Below are 19,872 nucleotides of genomic sequence, written 5' to 3' on the forward strand. Positions count from 1 at the left end.
AGAACTGCGGGGACGACGAAGGGCCGCCCACCGGGGTGGACGGCCCTCGAGGGCGGAGGGGGCTACTCCGCGGTGGGAGCGTCGACGCCGGGCTCGGCGGTCGGAGTGGGGAGCGCGGTCCGGGCGGGGTCGGCCGTCGGGGTGACGGTCGGCGTCGCGGAGGGCGCGGGGGTCAGCGTCGAGTAGGCCTCGAGGGCGTTCGTCAGGACGGGGACGAGGAGCTCCTTGCCCTGCTCGGAGCCGTACTGGAAGTAGACGGGGAGCAGGCCGCCGGGGATCGTGTCGATGTCGTCCATCTGGACGGCCTCGGTGCTGTCGGGGCGGACCTCGGTACGGCCGGGGACGGCGTCGACGGTGTCGCTGGTGCGGCCCGCGGAGCCCTCGTACTGCACCTCGACGCTCAGCGCCTCATCGGTGGAGTTCACGAGCGTCACGATCAGGGTGCCGGCCTCGCCGTCGTCCGAGACGATCATCGCGTTGCGGATGGCGAGATCGCCGATCGTCGCGCCGACTCCGTCGCTCGGGTCGTAGATCTTGCGCGTCGCCTGCGGGGCGACGAGGTTGCAGCCGGCGGTAGCGAGGGCGACGCCGACCGCGAGAACGACGGATGCAGCGATACGCGCCTTCACAGGAACCTCCAGATCGTCGGCCCCGCTCGCCCCGGACAGGGCGACTTCACTGTGCACGAGCCGACACCAGGCTAGCGTAGCGAGCACCGCGGCTCCGCCCGTCCGGACTCCCTTCCCGCTCGGCGCGCATGGTAATCTGTCCGCCGCTGAAAGGACGTCGCATGCAGTTCGAGGTCGGAGAGACGGTCGTCTACCCCCATCACGGAGCCGCCACGATCGCCGAGGTGAAGACCCGGACGATCAAGGGCCAGGAGAAGACGTACCTGAAGCTCCGCGTCGCGCAGGGCGACCTCGTCATCGAGGTGCCCGCCGACAACGTCGACCTGGTCGGCGTCCGCGACGTCATCGGCCGCGAGGGCGTCGAGCGCGTGTTCGAGGTCCTGCGCGCCGAGGTCGTCGAGGAGCCGACCAACTGGTCGCGCCGCTACAAGGCCAACCTCGAGAAGCTCGGGTCCGGCGACGTCGTCAAGGTCTCCGAGGTCGTCCGCGACCTCACCCGCCGCGACCGCGACCGCGGCCTCTCAGCGGGGGAGAAGAGCATGCTCGCCAAGGCCCGCCAGATCCTCGTCTCCGAGCTCGCCCTGGCCGAGAAGACCGACGAGGACGCCGCCTCCGTGCTCCTCGACGAGGTCCTCGCATCCTGAACGGTCCGGCCGGCGCGCCGACCGCGGCCGTCGTCGTCGTCGCCGCCGGCAGCGGCACGAGGCTCGGCCGCGAGCGCCCCAAGGCCTACGTCGACTGCGCGGGGCGGACGATCCTCGAGCGCAGCCTGCGCACGGTGCTGCTGCTCGCGGAGCCGGTCCAGATCGTCGTCGTGGCTCCCGCCGCCCTCCTCGAGGAGACGGCCGCTCTCGCGCACGCCGCCGGCGCCCCGGACGGCTCCGTCAGCGTCGTCGCCGGAGGCGCCAGCCGCCAGGAGTCGGTCGCTCGGGGGCTCCGGGCGCTCGGCCCGGCCGTGGAGACGGTGCTCGTGCACGACGCCGCCCGCGCCCTCACGCCCGTCGACCAGTTCGAGCGGGTGATCGCGGCGGTCCGGGAGACGCGCGGTGGAGTGATCCCGGGTCTGCCGGTCACCGACACGATCAAGCGCATCCGCGCCGACGGCGGGATCCTCGGCACGGTGGACCGCTCCGAGCTCGCCGCGGTGCAGACGCCGCAGGGCTTCCCGCGCGCGCTCCTCGACGAGGCCTACGCCTCGGCGGAGGAGGACTTCACCGACGACGCGGCGCTCCTCGCCTCGCGCGGCGGCCCCTCGATCGTCGTCGCCGGCGATCCGCTCGCCTTCAAGATCACCACCCCCTGGGACCTGGCCCGCGCCGAGCAGGTGCTCGCACCGCCGCCCGTCGTCGTCGTGCCGCGCGTCGGCATCGGCACGGACGTGCACGCCTTCGACGACGCGTCGCCGCTCTGGCTCGCCGGGCTGCACTGGCCGGGGGAGCGGGGCCTGTCCGGGCACAGCGACGGCGACCCGGTCGCCCACGCGATCTGCGACGCGCTCCTGGCGGCGGCGGGTCTCGGCGACATCGGCTCCCGCTTCGGCACGGCCGACCCGCGCTTCGCGGACGCCCACGGCGAGGTCTTCCTCCGCGCGACCCGCGAGCTGGTGGAGGCCGCCGGCTTCGCCATCGGCAACGTCTCGGTGCAGCTCATCGGCAACCGCCCGAAGTTCTCGCCGCGGCGCGAGGAGGCGCAGAGGCTGCTCTCGGAGCTGCTCGGCGCACCGGTCAGCGTCGCCGCCACCACCTCGGACGCGCTGGGCTTCACCGGCCGGGGCGAGGGGGTCGCCGCGACCGCGACGGCACTCGTCCTCCCCACCCCCGCTGTCGCCCGGTAGTCCCCGGGCGGAGCCGCCGACCCGGCCGGGAGCGGTCCGCCCGGTAAACTCGCCCGCGTGACTCTGCGACTGCATGACTCGAAGGCCCAGGCCCTCGTCGATTTCGTCCCCCTCCGCGAGAACGAGGTCGGGATGTACGTCTGCGGACCCACCGTGCAGTCCTCGCCCCACATCGGGCACCTGCGCTCCGCCCTCGCCTACGACCAGCTGCGCCGCTGGCTGGCGTACCGCGGCTTCCAGGTCACCCTGGTGCGCAACGTCACCGACATCGACGACAAGATCCTCGCCATCGCCGAGGACGCGCGGCGTCGGGCGCCCGAGGGCGCGCCGGTCGAGCAGTGGTGGGCCCTCGCCTACCGCGTCGAGCTCGAGTTCACCGCCGCGTACACGGCCCTCGGCATCCTCCCGCCGACCTACGAGCCGCGCGCGACCGCGAGCATCGCCGAGATGATCACGCTCATCCAGACCCTGATCGAGCGCGGTCACGCCTACCCGGCGCCCGACGACTCCGGCGACGTCTACTTCGACACGCGGTCCTGGCCGGACTACGGCTCACTCACCCACCAGCGCCTCGAGAGCATGGAGGCGGCGACCGACGCCGACCCGCGCGGCAAGCGCGACCCGCACGACTTCGCTCTCTGGAAGGGCGCCAAGCCGGAGGAGCCCGAGTCGGCCGCCTGGGCCTCGCCGTGGGGCGCCGGGCGCCCCGGCTGGCACATCGAGTGCTCCGCGATGTCGACGAAGTACCTCGGCACCCAGTTCGACATCCACGGCGGCGGGCTCGACCTGCGCTTCCCCCACCACGAGAACGAGCTCGCCCAGTCCAGCGCCGCCGGCCACGCCTTCGCCAGCTACTGGCTGCACAACGGCCTCGTGTCCGTCATCGGCCAGAAGATGAGCAAGTCGCTCGGCAACTCGGTGTTCGCCTCCGAGCTGCTCGAGGCGGCCCGCCCGCTCGTCGTCCGCTACTACCTCGGCTCGGCCCACTACCGCTCCACCCTCGAGTTCCACGACGGGGCCCTCGAGGAGGCCGAAGCGGCGCTGGAGCGGATCGAGGGCTTCCTCGAGCGCTCCCGCCGCCGCCTCGACGGCACGCGGTTCGCCGCGCTCGGCGAGCCGGTGGTTCCGGAGGAGTTCGCCGAGGCGATGGACGACGACCTGTCCGTCCCGCAGGCCATCGGCGTCCTGCACGAGACCGTGCGCGCCGGCAACGCCGCCCTCGACGCCGAGGACCTCGGCTCCGTCTCGGCCCTGCGCACCCAGGTGCTCGCGATGGCGGCCGTGCTCGGCATCGACCCGGAGGCGCCCGAGTGGGCGCGCTCCGACGACGAACCCTCGTACCGCGCGCTCAGCGTGCTGGTCGACCGCCTGGTCGCCGAACGCCAGACCGCGCGCGAGCAGCGCGACTGGGCGAGCGCCGACCGCATCCGAACCGATCTCGCCGCGGCGGGAATCACGATCGAAGACACCCAGACGGGTGCGCATTGGAGTCTCGATGGCGAATAAGCCCGGCCGCCCCGGAGCGGTCCGAAAGAAGAGCAAGGGCAAGGCCGTCGGTTCCGGCGGTCAGGGCCGTCAGGCCCTCGAGGGCAAGAAGCCCACGCCCAAGGCCGAGGACCGGCCCTACCACCCCGCAGGCAAGGCGAAGCTGGCGCGTGAGCGCTTCGTCGCCGCCGGCGGCAAGGGGCGCCCCGGCGGAGCCCTCTCCGCGGCCGCCCGCGGACAGGGGCGCCCCGCTCCGTCGCGCAAGCCCAAGAGCGGCGACGACTTCGAGATGGTGACGGGCCGGAACTCGGTCCTCGAGGCGTTGCGCGCCAGCATCCCGGCCACCACCCTCTACCTCGCGACCCGCATCGAGATGGACGACCGGGTCAAGGAGGCGCTCAAGATCGCCACCGCCCGCGGCCTTCCCGTGCTCGAGGTCATGCGCCCGGAGCTCGACCGCCTCGCCGGCCCCGACTCCGTGCACCAGGGCCTCGTGCTGAAGGTGCCGCCCTACGAGTACGCCCACCCGAGCGACCTGCTCGAGCGCAGCGTCTCCCGCGGAGCGGTCCCCCTCCTCGTCGCCCTCGACGGCATCACCGACCCGCGCAACCTCGGAGCGATCATCCGCTCCGTCGCCGCGTTCGGCGGCCAGGGCGTCATCGTCCCGCAGCGCCGCTCCGTGGGCCTCAACTCCGCCGCCTGGAAGACCTCCGCCGGAGCCGCCGCGCGCATCCCCGTCGCGATGGCGTCCAACCTCACCGCCACGATCAAGGACTTCAAGCGCGCGGGCGTCTTCGTCATCGGACTCGACGGCGACGGCGACGTGATGCTCCCCGGCCTCGAACTCGCCGACCGGCCGCTCCTCGTCGTCGTCGGCAGCGAGGGCAAGGGCCTCTCCCGCCTCGTCACCGAGCAGTGCGACGCCGTCGTCTCCATCCCGATCAGCTCCGCCACCGAATCCCTCAACGCCGGGATCGCGGCGTCGGTCGCGCTCTACGAGATCTCCAAACTCCGCTCCGCCTCCGAGTAGCGCGGGCACCGGCACGGCGATCTGCGGCGTTGTCGTCGGGCGCGATACCGCCGGTATCGCTTCCTCCTCCGCCTTGCAGCTCACCGCGCCGGCACCCGCGCTACGGGTCTGGATGTCGGAGGCGCCGCCTGCGGCGAGCGGAGCGGAGCGCCGCCTGCGGCGAGCGGACCGAGTGCGCCGCCTGCGGAGAGCGAGCCGGGGGGATGCGGAGAGGGCCCGTGCTGACAGCGCGGGCCCTCTTGCGGCGGTGGGAGGGGTCAGACGTTCTTCGTCCAGTCGACGTCGGCGTCCTCGTCGGTGAGCTCGGCGTCGCCGGACTCGTCGAGGACGAGGTTCGGGAGGGTCAGCGCCTCGGTGGGAGGAGCTATCACCGTCGCCTCGTCGCGGCGGTGACGCAGGATGTCGTTCACGTAGGCGGTGACCGCCTCCGCCAGGGGGACGTCGCGCGCCTGCTGCTGCGACATGAACCAGCGGTGCTCGAGCAGCTGGTGGAACATCTCAGCCGGCTCCAGGCGACCCTTGAGATCGCGGGGGATCGAGCGGATGACCGGCTCGAACACCTGCGCCAGCCACTCGTGCGCCACCATCTCCTCGTCCAGGCCCTGCTTGTCGTAGGTCGCCGTGTACGAGTCGAGGTCGTTGAGCAGGCGCCGCGCCTGGTTCTCCTGCGCGTCCAGCCCGGTGAGACGGAGCAGCCGCCGCTGGTGGTGGCCGGCGTCGACCACCTTCGGCTGGATGCGCACCGTCGACCCGGCCTCGTCGGTCTTGATCGCGAGCTCCTCGATGTCGAAGCCCAGCTCGTTCAGCCGGTTCACGCGGTCGTTGATCCGCCAGCGCTCCGACGTCGCGAACGACTCGGCACCGGTCAGCTCCTTCCAGAGGCTGCGGTACGCCGCGACGATGCCGTCGGAGACCGTGATCGGGTCGAGGTCGTCGTCGACGCGACCGCCGGCCTCGAGGTCGAGCAGCTCGCCGGCGATGTTGACGCGGGCGATCTCCAGATCGTTCTCGCGCTGGCCGTTCGAGAGGCCGCCCGAGTAGAGCTGCCCGGTCTCCGCATCGACCAGGTAGGCGGCGAAGGCGCCGGCATCGCGCCGGAAGAGAGTGTTCGAGAGCGAGACGTCGCCCCAGAAGAAGCCGATCACGTGCAGGCGGACCAGGAGGAGCGCCAGCGCGTCGACCAGACGGGTCGCCGTGTCCGGCCGCAGCGTCTGCGAGAAGAGCGCCCGGTAGGGGAGCGAGAACTTGAGGTGACGGGTGACCAGCACGGCGGGCAGGGCCTCGCCCTCGTCGTCGGTGCGGTTCGTGATCACCGCGCCCGGCACCACGCACGGCACGTCGAGGCGCTGCAGCGTCTTCAGCATCTCGTACTCGCGCCGCGACATCTCGGCGGTCGTCTCCTTGACGGCGACGACGTGACCGGAGAGGTGGGCGAAGCGGACCGTGTGCCGCGAGATGCCCTTCGGCAGGGCGGCGATGTACTCGTCGGGCCAGTCGTCGAGCCGCAGGTTCCACGGCAGGTCGAGCAGGGCCGGGTCGACGGTGGCCGAGGTGATGTTCAGGGAGCCGGACATGGTGCGCCGTTCGTGTCGCGTGTCGGACGGTGGGGGAGCCGCAGACGACGCTGCCGCCGCCCTGGAGGGGACGGCGGCAGCGTGCGGTGCAGGAGGAGGCTCAGGAGAGGCGCTCGCCCGACTCCGCGTCGAAGATGTGCACGCGGTGGTTCGCGGTCACGTATACGCGGTCGCCCGCGGTCGGGTGCACGCGGCCGTCGACGCGCGCGACGATGTCGGTGCGGCGGCCCTCGACCTCGGTGTGGCCGTAGAGGTAGCCGTCCGAGCCGAGCTCCTCGATGAGGTCGACCTCGATCGGCAGTCCGCCGGGCTGGGTCGAGACGGTGACGTCCTCGGGTCGCACGCCGAGCGTGACGACCTTCTGGCTCGTCTTCGCGAGCGCCTCGCGGGCGATCGGGAGGACGGTGTCGCCGAACTTGACGCCGCCGTCGGTGACGTCCGCGTGGAACAGGTTCATCGCGGGCGAGCCGATGAAGCCGGCCACGAAGACGTTGTTCGGGTTCTCGTACAGGTCGCGGGGCGAGCCGACCTGCTGGAGGAGGCCGTCCTTGAGGACCGCGATGCGGTCGCCCATGGTGAGCGCCTCGGTCTGGTCGTGGGTGACGTAGACCGTGGTGATGCCCAGGCGGCGCTGCAGCGTGCCGATCTGGGTGCGGGTGGACACGCGGAGCTTGGCGTCGAGGTTCGACAGCGGCTCGTCCATGAGGAAGACCTGGGGCTTGCGGACGATGGCGCGGCCCATCGCGACGCGCTGGCGCTGGCCACCGGAGAGCGCCTTCGGCTTGCGGTTCAGGTAGGGCTCGAGGTCGAGCATCTTCGCGGCCTCGAGGACCCGCGCGGCGCGCTCGTCCTTGTTGACGCCGGCGATCTTGAGCGCGAAGCCCATGTTCTCGGCGACCGACATGTGCGGGTACAGCGCGTAGTTCTGGAAGACCATCGCGATGTCGCGGTCCTTCGGCGGAACGTCCGTGACGTTGCGGTCGCCGATGAGGATGCGGCCCTCGTTGACCTCTTCGAGGCCGGCGAGCATGCGCAGCGAGGTGGACTTGCCGCAGCCGGAGGGGCCGACGAGGACGAGGAACTCGCCGTCGCCCACCTCGAGGTTGAGCTTGTCGACGGAGGCGCGAGTGGCCCCGGGGTAGACGCGGGACGCGTGGTCGAAAGTTACGGACGCCATTGTTCTTGCTCCTTCACCGGCAGGTACGTGCCGGACGATCCGAGTGAATGGAAGTGATGGTCATCATCGCGTGGGCGACTCCGACCAACCGTCACAGTATGTCACGGGGCCGACAGTCGTCGGTCGGGCACCGCGTATCCGTCGTTTGGAGGTTTCCCAGGGCTCGCGCGTAGGATTCCGGCGAGTCGCGCCCGGCGACCCCCTTCTTCCCCCTCTCTCATTCGGAGCGTTCTTGTCATGACCACCGGCGGAGCCAATGACCGTCTCTCGAAGAACCAGCGACGAGAGGCCGCCCGAGAGAAGGCGCGCCGCCTGCGCGAGCAGCAGAAGCGCCGCGACCGCGTGAGCCGCTTCGCCCTGCAGGGCGGGCTCGCCGCCGTCGTGATCGCGGTCGTCGTGATCGTGGTCTTCGCCGTCACCTCGAGCATCCGCCCCGCGGGCCCGGGCCCGGCGAACATGGCGAGCGACGGTGTCGTCATCGGCGAGAACATGGTCGCGCAGACGAGCGGCGCCGTCGCCGCCGACGGGACGCCCACCCCCAGCGCGCTCGACACCTCGGCCGGCACGGTCGACATCCGGGTCTACCTCGACTACCTCTGCCCCTACTGCGGCCAGTTCGAGAAGACCAACGGCGACCAGATCAAGGAGTGGGTGACCAGCGGTGCCGCGACGGTCGAGATCCACCCGATCGCCATCCTCACGACCCGCTCCAACGGCACCAAGTACTCGGAGCGCTCGGCCAACGCCGCCGCGTGCGTCGCGGACCGCTCGCCCGACTCGTTCTTCGACTTCAACTCCCTGCTGTTCGCCAACCAGCCGGCGGAGGGGACCGACGGACTCTCGGACGACCAGTTGAAGGATTACGCCTCGCAGGCCGGCGTCGAGGACACGGCGGCCGTGAACACCTGCATCGACGACCAGAGCTTCGTGAGCTGGGTCCGCGCCGCGACCGAGCGCGCCACCTCGGGTCCGCTGCCCGGCACGGACGTGCCCGCAGTCACGGGCACCCCGACCGTCCTGGTCAACGGCGAGGCGTACTCGGGCTCGCTGACCGACCCGGACGCCTTCAGCTCCTTCGTGCTCTCGGCCGCCGCCGACTCCTACTCGTCGGCGACTCCCGCGCCCACCTCCTCCGAGACCCCGGCGCCGAGCGACACGCCCGCCTCGACCGAGGCCCCCGCGTCGACCGAGACGCCCGCGTCGACCGAGACCCCCGCTCCCAGCGACGCCCCGGTCTCCACCGAGGCTCCGGCCTCCTCCGAGCCCACTCCGGCCGCCGCGGGCTGAGCCCCGGACGCGCACGAGCCCCGCGCATGCAGAAGGCCCCGACCGCACACAGCGGTCGGGGCCTTCTTCTCTCCTGAGCCGACGACGGGACTTGAACCCGTAACCGCCCGTTCCCATCGAGGTTCGATCACCGAGGTCACGAGTGATCATTTGCGTCTAGGAAAGACCGCCAACCCGGGGGATCTCGCCGACCCCAAAATCACCCGAGGTCATCCGAAATCCTCGATGTATGAAGAGCGATCATGACTCCATCATGACCGGGGATGCTTTTGGGGACGTCAGCGCCTCGAGCCTCGCGAGCCCCGTCGCCCACTCTGGCCCGGTACCTCGTGGCTGTAGAGATACCGACCGGTGTCTGGGTTGGTCATCACCTTCCCGTCGCGCCAGGCGAGGAGCCAGGGTGCCTCGTCGCCGACGTTGCGGAACGCCTGTTCGTAGACCGACACTTCGCGGGGTCGGGCGGGGTGGTTCGGGTCGTAGCGGGTTCCCATGAGCCGATCGTCGCGGCGACCACCGACACAGCTGGGAGTGAGCGTCGACCAGACTACGAAGATGTCGCGACTGCCTTCGACTCTGAACGAGAAGCAGGTCGAGATCCTGCGCTGGGTTGAGGAGGGCTGCCCGTCGGAGTGGTACCCCGACGGCTTCGCTCACCGCATCACGGCACGTGCGCTTGATACGCGTGGCTACGTCAGGGTCCTCGGCCGAGGGCCGAGCTGGAGTGCCATGATCACGCCGGCCGGGCGGGAGTGGCTCGAGCAGCATGCGGCCGACAGTCAGGGCCTGCCCAGTGCTGAGGCGGACGAGCTTTACGCCCGAGTTCGCGCAGCAGACGGGCTTCTAGAGCTCGAGGACGACGCTGATGAGTCCATGTATCAGCGCCTCGTCGATGAGTACCTCGAGAGCCCCAGCAGGGAGCGCGGGAAGAAGATGATCCTCCGCCGGTCCTGGTACTTCAGCAGGACTGCTGCCGTCGAGATCGTTGGGGTCTTCGAGGAGATCGTTCCGCACGGTTACGCCGTGGTCGCAGACGAAGGCCGGGTGAGACATCCTCTCGCCAAAGCTTTCCTCGCGGACCCGCGACGCAGCTTCGTCACCCCAGATCACATGGCTCGCGCCGCCCGCGTCTTGGAGGCGGCGATAGAGGATGCGGCGAGTCGTGGCTGGGAGGTGCTGATGCACGCACAGTCAGAGGAGTGGCGACGCGACACCTGGCGGGCCGGGGACGCTCACTTCGACGTTCAAGCAGCGGAGGCTCGCTACGCCGTGCAAATCCGCGAGATCTCCGCACAAGGAGGCAAGCCGATCCCTTACGGCGCTTCTAGTCGCGGCCCGGCATGGATTGGCGGACGAACCACTGAGTTCGTGTCCACAGGCCGTCTCGAGCTCCGTCTCTTCGGCCGGCTGCAGGACCACGACGGAACCCCGTTTCGTGAGGTGAAGCGCCCGCTGAAGCCCATGGGCTTGGTGATCGATGAGCTGATGCGCGCTATCGCAATCACGGAATTGGAGCTTGAGGAGCGCCGGCAGCAGGAGGAGCGAACCCGCCGACGGCAGCAGGCTCAATGGGAGGCGATTTACGCTCAAGCGATCACACAGCACGAGGAGGCTGCTCGCGTCGCCGAGTTGTCGAAGCAGGTCGAGCGATGGACTCAAGCGGAGGAGCTCCGCGCCTACGTCGATGCGGCGGAGCGGAAGGTGCTGGCCGCTGCGCCCAAGGATCTCCGCGAGTGGCTGCGATGGGCCCGTGGCCGTGCGGACGCGCTCGACCCCCTGCAGCACCCGGACCACCTCGTGCCGGTCATTCCGCCGCCGTCCGCGGAAGATCTTCGACCGTTCATGCACGGCCTCGACCCGCACGGGCCTCCCCGCTAGGGAGCTCGTCGTTGACCCGCGCGTCCGCGCCGATCGCGCCCGTACAGGCGCGGCATCTGACTCGCGTACGTATCGCGGTCTGTCTCCTGTGGGTCCGGACCACGGAGCTGATGCTGGCAGCGTCTGCGTCGAGTTCTAGCCGACCCTCTGGCCGTCCCGCCATATCTCGTGGCGGTACTCGTCCGGGCTTGGTCCGGCAGAGCTCACCTCTGCGACCGTCGCCTCGGCGTCCTCGCGTGTGGCGTAGATCCCGAAGACAATCGGCGCGTCGGCCCAGAGACGGGTGACCAGGACTAGGTGATGCTCGAAGTCACTCATGCGCCCAGTTTGCCGTTCAAGGCCAGCGCTTATTCGGCTTGGCGCGAAACGTAGCCCTCGCGTCACGCGCGGATTGCTCGTGCTCTCGCCGGGCTACCCGCCGCTCTTCCACTTCTGCACGGTCGTGGTGAAAATCGTGGCAGCGCCTGCGAGATAGCGGATGGATGCGCCTTCGTTGAGGAGGCGGCATGCGACATCTCGAAATGCAGCTTCCGCGTCGTCAGAGGTGGCCTGAGCGGCACTCCGACGCGTTATCTGCTCGTCAGGAGTACCTGCTTGACCAAAGGACGGCCGCAACCGAAGCCTGCGTAGCGCGATACCTTCGAGGAAAGGCTTGGATGTATGGCCGTCGTCGGACTACCATCACGCGAAGGTTGCACCCGCCTACTAAGCGCTCATGTGTTTCTTGCCAAGCCCTTGTCTTCAATCGGCTTGGCTTCAGTGTTGCAAGGCAGGACGGTTCGCCAACACCCGCCACGCGACCTCGTCGGTCAAGCGGCGCGCCTGAAGATGACCAGGAATTCCTGCCTGCTCCCGCACAGTCGCTCCGAGTCCCGTGAGGGCAGCTGCGTTCCTCCGGACTGCGGATGGCATCGCAGGAGCTTGGGATGAGGCGGTGGCAAAGAGAGATCCCGCTCTTGATTTGAGCCGTTCTACGTCGTCGTCACCAGGGAGTGGACGTCGGCCACCGCGGAATGGCGCCACCATCGCAAGGACATCAGCATCGAGCAAAGATGTCCAGACGGCCTCGAGATCACCTGTCGGTGAACCGTGGTGCGCAACTTTATAAAGTGAAGCCTTGCTAGGGGGCGAATGCGTCGCGACGACAGCTTGCCAGCCGCACCGGTCCGGACCTTTGGATAAGTCCGCTCCAAGTAAGGCCGCATTGGCCCCAAATTGGACCCAAAGGGCGACCGAGCACTCATTGGGGTCTATGTGCAGGGGTCGCGTCGCACCGTCGAGGCTTGGAAAGCGACTAGCCAAGCGTGTTTGCGCACGAAGGAGGGACTCGTCCGATGGAGAAAGCGCAAGCACCAAGGCCTCCGGCAGCCTCTCCGTCGCCGGACGCGCGAATATAACCCTTTGTTCTATCGCGAAATGCACCGGCCGAAACATACCTTCCGCCTGGCGACGCTTCGCTTCAGCGAAGACGGTCAGGTATTCCTGATAGATTGTTCGCCGCAGATCTGAAGCAAGCCTCCGGTCCAGGGCCACGGTAGCTGCGAACTCTTCCATCGTGAAAGCAGAAGAGGTGACGTAGGTTGCAGATGCAGCCTTTTCATATAGTCTTGCGATCCCTGAAATATGGTCATCGTGAGCGTGGGTTCCTACGACGCATTTTACGGCCTCGCCGACGTCAACACCGATATCGCCGAAGTAGTCGAGCAGTACATGCTCGCCTGTTCGCTGATTTCGGCAGGAATCGACGGTGATCCAGTCTCCACCCCCGAGGTGTACCGCGATCGCCTCTCCTATGCCTGGGCCGAAGATCGATACCTCGAACTCGTCAGTTGCCGGGGCGCTACTCGCCGGCAAGCGCTGCCCACTCGAGCGCCATGCTGCGACCCTCTTCGCGAGCTGCATCGAGGACGGATTGGGGCAAAACCCCAAGCCGCTGAAGGCGAACAGCATGAGTCTGACTAAGGCGGCCGTTCGCGCTTCGCACCGTCCTCACGGCGACATACACAACGTCATCGAGATCAATGTCTTCGTAATCGGCAATGACATCGCTCGGGAAGTCAGCGTAGAAATCTGTCGGCTTCGCTTCGTCGCTTGTGAGTGAGGCTGTGAAGCCTCCTTCGTAGACGTCTGTTACACGTCCCACCCACCTCAACATGCCGTCCACGCGGTGGCCGTTGAAAGAAGTTGATGCCCGATCCGCGCTTCTTTGCCTAGTCATAGCAAGCGTTGACCGAACATTTTGCGACCCAGTTTCCGCTCCCGGCTGTTCTGGCAATTCGCGAAGCGCGGAGGTTCGCGTCCGTGTGGATTTGAACTGTCTCGCTGAACGGACGAGCTTCTGGCTGGTGGTGCCGGATCTCTCTGCCTTTTGTTGAGTCGGAAGGAGCGTCGCACTTGTCATAGTTCGACCTCTCGAGATAGGTTGCAGACTCCGATCGCGCGGTCTTCGACACGCTGAAGTGAGTCAGTCCATTCATCGCCAAGAATTCTGATAGCTAGCAATCGTTTCTCGGATGTTGGCGAGGCGTAGGGGTCGTTATCCATGACGTCAATTGCCTCGTCTCCTCTTAAGGAGAAGTGCTCATTGTTGCTGACGTAGATAGCGTCGCCAAATAGATTCGAAGGCTCTACCTTCACCTGGTTGTATCCGGAGTAACCTTCTACGGGTGTTCCTCGGATGATGAGAGAAAGCATTTTCGAGTCCGGAACGAGATTAGACCAGGGCTTTTTTGGGACTAAGGTATAGCCGACGGCATGCAAATCTTCTTCACTGCTTACATACAAGTGATGCTCATGATTCAAGCCCACGGCCGATACTTCGACGTCTTCGAGAAGCCGAAGAGTTCCCATCGCAGCATCTCGAAGGCGAAAAAACTCTTCCGGATTCGCGGTTTGAAATTGCATTGTTTCTGCTTCCACAGAGAAGCTCAGCCAATCCAAGATAAAGCCGCGAATTTCTGGTCCGAAGACTTCGATTGACTGATTGTCGTACTCGGCCTGCCCAATCAATTTTCGGTCCAAGAACCACCGGGGCGTGAACATCTCGACATCAAAATACCCACGCACGACGATCGAAGCGCTTTCTGCGGCTGTGCCAACGTAGGTCAAAGCGAGTGGTCCTTCCACGGCGAGGAGTCCCTGGTGGCGGGCGTCACCGCACTCTATAGCGTCAGCGTCCGGGGGACCAGGGTGCGTCTTGTGGGCAGGGTTACCGCATGGAATGGACATGAATGTTCCTCGAACTTTCTTGCTTCTTAGGGGGCGTGCGTTGAGGCAGCAGATAGGGTGCAGGCGTCAGCTGTCGAAGAGTGCGATCCCGTGGTTGGGCTTGCGCTGGATGTCCCTCACCGCCCGAGTTGGGTCGTAGCTGTGGGCGCGAAGTGGTGCTGATGAGGCGCGGCCGGGTGTCACGGGGTCATCTCCACTTGCCCCGCTGGGCGTCCTGCGTGCGCCGGTCGAGAGCGTCGGCAACGATCAACCTCGCCGTTCCATCTGCCACCTCCCGGATAACGCCGAAGAGAGCGCCCCCATCCATGTACACGGGTCGGTCAGTGGCTGGCGGCCGTTGCGTTGCGACAGTGGTGGTTCCGCCTTCCGACATCGCCTCAACGCCCATGCGACGCATCGTCTCGGCGAGGATCGCCATCGACCGCGGCGAACCGTCGAGCGGGATGTACGCCTCGGGGACGTCCGACCGGTCACCTACCACACGCCACGTCGACGCGGGAACCATCTGCGCGATCGGCTGCATGGGAGTGAGGCCTCGCATGCCGCCCTGCGCGAAGAACTCCATGACGCCGCCGTCGGCCTTGTATGCAGCGGCAACAGCGCCACGGTCGGCGCCGGTGGTCTGCACCACCTGGTTGATGACGACGTCGCGACGGCCTGGGATGTTGTTGAGATCCCGGACGAACTGGTCGATCTTGGCCGTCGCTGTGGCAGTGTCCGCGGTGACGATCACCGAGCCGTCGGGCAGGGTGACGATCGCGTTGCCTAGCAGCTCCACGTTGCCGCGCTGCTGATTCGCGTTCGAGTCGAAGTAGGTGCTCTTCTGGCCGGGCGTCTGGTTGATCGTCCCGATCAGGTCGCGCGCCTGCTCCTCGGTGAGACCCATCTGCACGAGCTGCCCGACGAGCGCGTTCGTCGCCGTGTCGTAGCGGCCTGCGAGCTGCTCCTGCGACTCGCCTGCAGCGCCGGCCGCAGCGACCTCCTCCGACATCGCGGAGATGGAGTTGCGGACCTGCTGCTCGAGCGTCGCCCCCGACTCGGATGCGGAGAGGTTCGCGAGGTCGACCCCGTCGAGGGCGATCTTCGAGCCGTCGGCCGAGTAGCCGACCGCGTCGATCGCCGACGCGAGCGCCATGGTCTTGTCGTTGAGGAAGCCGAGGTCGATCTGCGGGTCGAAGAACTCGTTGAACTTGCCGCGACCGTTCTCGAGATTGTCGCTCAGCCCGCGGATGTTCCCTGCAGCGGACTCCGCCTTCTCGTCGAAAACGTCCATGTCGGACGCCAGATCCTCGATCTCGGTCGTGTCCTGCCCGAGCAGGTGCATCAGATTCGCGATCAGCAGGACCGCGTCACGTCCGGGACCAGCGACGAACTCGCCGAACGCCTCCGTACCACCCGCAGCGGACTCGATGATCGACTGCCCGAAGTCGATCGCTCCGTTCACCATGTCCGACAGGAACTGCAGCACAGGCCCGCGGTTCTCCGTCACGAACGTCGCGAGCTCACCCAGACCCTCACCGAACGCTGCAGCCAGAGCACCCTTCACACCGTTCGAGGCGACCTCGATACTGCGGAGGGCTCCCTCGATCTTCGACGCGTCGTTGCTCGCGAGAGTGTCGAACATCTTCTGCGCCGACCCTGTCACGCCGTCGAGCTGCGCGACTGCGGTCGAGAGGTCCAGCGCGAACAGCGCATCACCCAGGTCTTCGGCCTTCGGGCCGAAGAGCGCGACCGCGGCGAGGTTCCGCTGCAGCGGGTCTTCCATGTCGCGGAGCCCGGTGAGGATCTGCTGCAGGCCCTCCTTGGCGCCCTCTCCGCCGGCTGCGATCTTGGCGGTCATCTCTTCAGCGTTCAGGCCGATGAGCTTGTAGCCCTCGGCGCTGGCGGTAGACCCGTCCGTGGCACGGATCTGGACTTCCTTGAGCGCGTCGGCGACGAGGTCGCTGTTACGCGCGCCATCCTTCAGGCCCTGGTTGATGAGGCCGAGTGCCTCCTCGCCCGAGAGACCGAGCTTCGCGAGTACGACCGGGTACTCGATGAACGTGTCGAGCATGTCCTCGCTGGCGTTGATGCCGTTGCGGGCGCCGGCCGCGAGGATGTCGAATGCCTCCTGCGAGGACTTCGCGAGGCCGGAACGGAGGAGCTGGGTCGTCGCCACGGCGACCGGCTGCACGTCCTCGCTCAGTACGTCGGCGATGCCACTGAGGCCCTCAACGACTTTCTGCGCGTCACGGTTTGTCGCCTCCGGGTCGATGAGATCGAACTGGAGGCCTAGACGGGTCGTGTCCATGTTCGCTTCGATGGACTCGCCGAAGCCGTTCACGTAGGCCTCCGACGCTGTCCTGCCAAGACGTGCTGCGTCCTGCTCGCTGATGCCCGTCAGAGCCTGCAGGCGGTCCCGGCCGACCTCCTGCTGCAGGCCGTCCTTCACGCCGTCCGAGAGCGCTTGGCCGATCGCGACGCCGATGCCGATGACTGACCCCGCGACCGGAATTGCTGCGAGAGCGGCGATGACGCTGCCGCTGAACTTCGCGCCGGCGTCCTGCCCGGAATCGCCGACCGTATCGGCGAGACCGGAGGCCGCCTGCTCGGCGCCTGACGTGTCGACCTCGATGTCGATCTTCGTGCGCGCGGAGCGGAGAGCGTCGAGCTCGCGCTGCATGCGCTGCAGGTTCGCCTCGGCGCGGCTGATGTCCGCCTTCACCTCGAGATCCGTCTCCACAGACCGCAGATAGTCGAGGCGATCCCTGACCGCTTCCGTTGCCGCTTCTGCCTTGTCGATGTTCGCGTCGACCGTGGCGATGGTCTTCGCGGAGACGATCTTCCGAGCCGCCTGCTCGACGCGCTCCATGCCCTCGAGAGCCGGCCTCGCGTCCGCGTCGACCTTCTTGGTGGCCTTCTGCTTCTCGATGCGGTCGCCGGCCGTCTTCACGTCCTTCTCGGCCTTGGCAACGTCGTCGGTGTTCGCGGTGAAGAGGACTTCCAGTTCCGCGGCTCGTAATCCGGCCATGTGAGGCCTCCTCTGGTCTGTGGAAAAAACGCTGTGGGTGTATGGGCGGTACTCCCTCGGGATCGCCGTCCCTCAGGGGAGGGGGACTCCTGCCCTACCCCTGCGAGGGTCCCCAGCCGCTGGATGCGGTGATCGGTGGGCGGCTGGGTGCGGCAGCAGATCGAGCGGGCCGGTCGGCGCCCCGCTGCTGATTACAGAGGCGGTGAAGAAGCCGGGTGTTCTCACGGGTGAGCGGGGAGCCGCCGTGTGAGACGGGAACGATCTCGTCAACTTCGGGGAAGCGCGGGTCGTGATGGTGCAGGTCTCGCGCCATAGCGGCGCCGAGCCAGTCGTCAGGCCAGGGGCAATCACCCCACGCGCATCGGGCACCGGCTGCGAGAAGGCGAGTCCGAAGCTCTCGGCGTCGATGACCGTTGGCGTATCGCGCGTTGGTAGCCATCTGTTGTGCGCCGGTACCGTGACGGTCAGTTGAACCAGGCGTAGGTGAGGGTTCGCTCGATGCTGTTGGCGTGGTACTGCTGCAGCTGCCTGAGGTCGGCGACAGTCTCCGCAGCCTGCGGGTACTCGGTGAGGAACACGTCGCGAACGCGAGGCCAGGCCTTGTCGAGGCCGGTGCGGAAGACTGCGAAGGCGAGGCTCTTGTCGCTCACGCGGATCGCCTGCGAGAGCAGGTTCACGGCATCGTCTTCCTCTTCGAGTCGTGCAGCACGGTCCTGCGCGTCACGGAAGGCGATGATGTCGGCGCCGCCGGTACCGACTGCCGAGTCGAGAGCTCGCTCGAGCTCCTGCGTCTTGGCCTTGACGAGCGCGTTCTCCTGCGAGCGGAGGTCGGCGAGGGCTTCCCTCGTCTGATCCACATAGGCCTGCTTCGTCTCCTGCTTCCCCTGGTCACTGAGCGTGGGGTCGCTGTCGATGGAGCTCTGCGTGGTTCGGAGCGTCTTCGTCATATCGGCTGCTCGCGCGCGGATAGCTTCGATCTGCTTGTTGAGCTGAGTGAGCGCCATGAGAGTTCTACCTTCTTCGCCCTCGGGCGATGTACGTATCGGCTTCTGCCTGTTCGATGATCCAGTTGCTGCCCTGCTTCGTTGCCGGCAGGAAACCCTGCTGACAGTCGAGTCGGACCTTCCGTTCGGACAGTCCCGCAGCTATCGCTACTCGGTGGACCGTCCACAAACCATGTTCCACGAATGCCGAGGTATGCCGCGTGAGATTGCCGCCATCGGCAGGAATGGTGAAAGCAGCCATAGAGATAGCGCTGAGTAGGTCGTAGATGGCCGTATCGCCAACGCGATACTGCTGCCGAAGATCACCGAGCTTGGCCGCTTGGTAGAGAGCTCGCGCGTCCTGCGGGGTCAAGATCAGCGAGCCGGGGGGAATGAGATGAGTCAAGGGCTGTAGTCCTCTCGGTTTTTTTACGCGGAGGGGTATTGGCGCAATCCCCCCGGGATCGCCGCCCCCCAGAGGGAGGGGGCTGGTGGGGGCGGCGCCACGAAAAAAAGAGGACACACACGCGGGCGGTATCCCCTCGGGATCGCCGTTCCCCTGCCCCCCACCCCCCGGGGGCAGGGGAGGTGGCGTGGGTGTGGCTTAGGCCGGCGGGTCGGTCGCGCCCCGTTGCAGTCCGAGCGCCCACTGAGCAGCGGCCAACTGCAGGAACGCATCGACGGCTTCGAAGCCCTGACGGTGCCGAAGCTGCTGAAGGATGTACGTCCCGGAGGCGAACGCCGCGAGGATGACCTCGGGCATCCGATCTCGGTCTTCGGCCGAGAGTGCAGGGTCGGTGAAGACGCCGGTCAGGTGGTCGCGGATCTCGCCACCGCTGCCATCGAACGTGAGCAGCGTCATCGTCAGTTCGCGGACGAGGCTCATCTGCTGTGGGGTGAGGTCTGTCATGAGTTGGTCCTTTCGGCGAATAGGTCGATCGGTGGGTGGCTGTCGACGCGCGTTACTCGACGTCGGTCGGCGCGGTCTTTCGCAGCGCGCTCCCACTGCCGTGATCGCTGACGCCAGTACGCGGACTCTTTGAGCAGCCGCGCGTTCTCCTGCTCGAGGGCTGCGAGTCGGGTTGCAAGCGGAGTCGGTGTGGTCGTCTGGGTCAAGGTGCGTGCCTCTCGGTTGGGTTCTGGCGGTGTGTCTGACAAGTGAGATGGTCACCTGGGTCTAGGTATCTCCTCATAGTCTTTTTCTCCGTGTCTCCTCCTGTTTCCTATGGGGTACAGGCGGTGTACCCCTGCCGGTACGCTTTCCGTACCCCTGAGGGGTACGCATTACGTACCTGGCAGGGGTACGCATTACGTACCCCATGGGGAGTTGTCCACAGGCTTCAGGGGTACGGATTGCGTACCCCTAATCGGCTGGATGGGCTGGCCGTAACTGAGCACGTACTCGGCACGGTTGCCGGCCTGCCCTCGTCGGGTTCTCTCGATCGCTCCAGCTTTCACGAGTCCGGCGGTCGCGATCTTGACACGCTGAAATGCTGCCTCCCGGTCGAGAGTGGCCTCTGCTGCGTTGGCATCGAATGGGTGCGGCTCGTCCGGCACTAGCCGTCCAAGTCCGTACGCGGATTCTTCGCGGGCGGCGAAGTAGCGAGGAGGCTTGTCCTGGTCCATCGCTTTGAGCGACATCCAGATGAGTAACCGCAGCTCGTTTGCCTTCAAGTCGTGCTCTGCAGCGAAGTGGAACGCTCTCCCTACAAGCTGTGCGCCCATCTACGCCCCTAGGGCGGTCTCGAAACGCGGTGGCC

At 67.2% G+C, this 19,872-nt stretch carries 17 protein-coding genes; 6 read left to right on the forward strand and 11 right to left on the reverse strand.

Features of this window, described 5'->3' with window-relative positions; translation table 11 throughout:
• Nucleotides 1–62: 62 nt before the first annotated feature.
• On the reverse strand, nucleotides 63–629 hold the full coding sequence (locus C5C74_RS08240; RefSeq protein WP_104224588.1) for a hypothetical protein: 567 nt from the start codon (nucleotides 627–629) through the stop codon (nucleotides 63–65).
• Between the two features lie 161 nt (nucleotides 630–790).
• Between C5C74_RS08240 and C5C74_RS08245 the strand changes: the two genes are divergently transcribed.
• The 4 genes from C5C74_RS08245 to rlmB are packed head-to-tail and all read left to right on the forward strand — an operon-like array spanning nucleotide 791 to nucleotide 4,978.
• Nucleotides 791–1,273: a CarD family transcriptional regulator gene (locus C5C74_RS08245; RefSeq protein WP_104224589.1), complete on the forward strand. Its 483-nt coding sequence runs from the start codon at nucleotides 791–793 to the stop codon at nucleotides 1,271–1,273.
• Entirely contained in the window at nucleotides 1,267–2,463 is a 1,197-nt protein-coding gene (gene ispD / locus C5C74_RS08250; protein ID WP_104339909.1) for a 2-C-methyl-D-erythritol 4-phosphate cytidylyltransferase, read from the forward strand. The genes C5C74_RS08245 and ispD overlap by 7 nt, the downstream gene beginning before the upstream one ends.
• 57 nt (nucleotides 2,464–2,520) lie before the next feature.
• Nucleotides 2,521–3,969, forward strand: a complete 1,449-nt coding sequence (gene cysS / locus C5C74_RS08255; RefSeq protein WP_104226483.1) for a cysteine--tRNA ligase — start codon at nucleotides 2,521–2,523, stop codon at nucleotides 3,967–3,969.
• Nucleotides 3,959–4,978, forward strand: a complete 1,020-nt coding sequence (gene rlmB, locus C5C74_RS08260; protein ID WP_104351311.1) for a 23S rRNA (guanosine(2251)-2'-O)-methyltransferase RlmB — start codon at nucleotides 3,959–3,961, stop codon at nucleotides 4,976–4,978. Before cysS ends, rlmB begins: the two co-directional genes overlap by 11 nt.
• Nucleotides 4,979–5,235: 257 nt before the next feature.
• Here the strand turns inward: rlmB and C5C74_RS08265 are convergent, their stop codons facing one another.
• Together C5C74_RS08265 and C5C74_RS08270 are read right to left on the reverse strand one after the other, a co-directional pair.
• Entirely contained in the window at nucleotides 5,236–6,552 is a 1,317-nt protein-coding gene (locus C5C74_RS08265; RefSeq protein ID WP_104226481.1) for a DUF4032 domain-containing protein, read from the reverse strand.
• Between the two features lie 100 nt (nucleotides 6,553–6,652).
• The gene (locus C5C74_RS08270; RefSeq protein ID WP_104224593.1) at nucleotides 6,653–7,729 is read right to left on the reverse strand and encodes an ABC transporter ATP-binding protein; all 1,077 of its coding nucleotides are present in this window, start codon (nucleotides 7,727–7,729) and stop codon (nucleotides 6,653–6,655) included.
• Between the two features lie 237 nt (nucleotides 7,730–7,966).
• Between C5C74_RS08270 and C5C74_RS08275 the strand changes: the two genes are divergently transcribed.
• Complete coding sequence (locus tag C5C74_RS08275; RefSeq protein ID WP_104224594.1) at nucleotides 7,967–9,016, forward strand: thioredoxin domain-containing protein; 1,050 nt, start codon at nucleotides 7,967–7,969, stop codon at nucleotides 9,014–9,016.
• A 528-nt stretch (nucleotides 9,017–9,544) separates the two neighbouring features.
• Nucleotides 9,545–10,891 carry a hypothetical protein gene (locus C5C74_RS08280; RefSeq protein WP_104351312.1) on the forward strand — a complete coding sequence of 449 codons (1,347 nt, stop codon included), beginning with the start codon at nucleotides 9,545–9,547 and terminating at the stop codon, nucleotides 10,889–10,891.
• A 135-nt stretch (nucleotides 10,892–11,026) separates the two neighbouring features.
• On the opposite strand, the gene C5C74_RS08285 is transcribed toward C5C74_RS08280, so the two are convergent.
• The 8 genes from C5C74_RS08285 to C5C74_RS17065 form a co-directional block, all read right to left on the reverse strand.
• On the reverse strand, nucleotides 11,027–11,209 hold the full coding sequence (locus tag C5C74_RS08285) for a hypothetical protein (protein ID WP_104351313.1): 183 nt from the start codon (nucleotides 11,207–11,209) through the stop codon (nucleotides 11,027–11,029).
• A 438-nt stretch (nucleotides 11,210–11,647) separates the two neighbouring features.
• A complete protein-coding gene (locus C5C74_RS17045; RefSeq protein ID WP_146083032.1) occupies nucleotides 11,648–12,841 on the reverse strand; it encodes a hypothetical protein in 1,194 nt (397 codons plus the stop codon).
• A 447-nt stretch (nucleotides 12,842–13,288) separates the two neighbouring features.
• A complete protein-coding gene (locus C5C74_RS17050; protein WP_146083033.1) occupies nucleotides 13,289–14,017 on the reverse strand; it encodes a hypothetical protein in 729 nt (242 codons plus the stop codon).
• 289 nt (nucleotides 14,018–14,306) lie between these two features.
• Nucleotides 14,307–17,129, reverse strand: a complete 2,823-nt coding sequence (locus tag C5C74_RS08290; RefSeq protein ID WP_104351314.1) for a phage tail tape measure protein — start codon at nucleotides 17,127–17,129, stop codon at nucleotides 14,307–14,309.
• A 464-nt stretch (nucleotides 17,130–17,593) separates the two neighbouring features.
• Nucleotides 17,594–18,133 (reverse strand): hypothetical protein, encoded by a 540-nt coding sequence (locus tag C5C74_RS08295; RefSeq protein ID WP_104351315.1) that lies wholly within the window; start codon nucleotides 18,131–18,133, stop codon nucleotides 17,594–17,596.
• 7 nt (nucleotides 18,134–18,140) lie between these two features.
• On the reverse strand, nucleotides 18,141–18,518 hold the full coding sequence (locus C5C74_RS17060) for a hypothetical protein (RefSeq protein WP_146083035.1): 378 nt from the start codon (nucleotides 18,516–18,518) through the stop codon (nucleotides 18,141–18,143).
• Between the two features lie 198 nt (nucleotides 18,519–18,716).
• Nucleotides 18,717–19,022 (reverse strand): hypothetical protein, encoded by a 306-nt coding sequence (locus C5C74_RS08300; RefSeq protein ID WP_104351316.1) that lies wholly within the window; start codon nucleotides 19,020–19,022, stop codon nucleotides 18,717–18,719.
• Nucleotides 19,023–19,420: 398 nt separating this feature from the next.
• Nucleotides 19,421–19,837, reverse strand: coding sequence for a hypothetical protein (locus C5C74_RS17065; RefSeq protein WP_146083036.1), 417 nt, complete (start codon nucleotides 19,835–19,837; stop codon nucleotides 19,421–19,423).
• Nucleotides 19,838–19,872 lie beyond the last annotated feature (35 nt).

It is taken from the genome of Rathayibacter sp. AY1E8, assembly GCF_002931415.1.
Taxonomy (GTDB): domain Bacteria; phylum Actinomycetota; class Actinomycetes; order Actinomycetales; family Microbacteriaceae; genus Rathayibacter.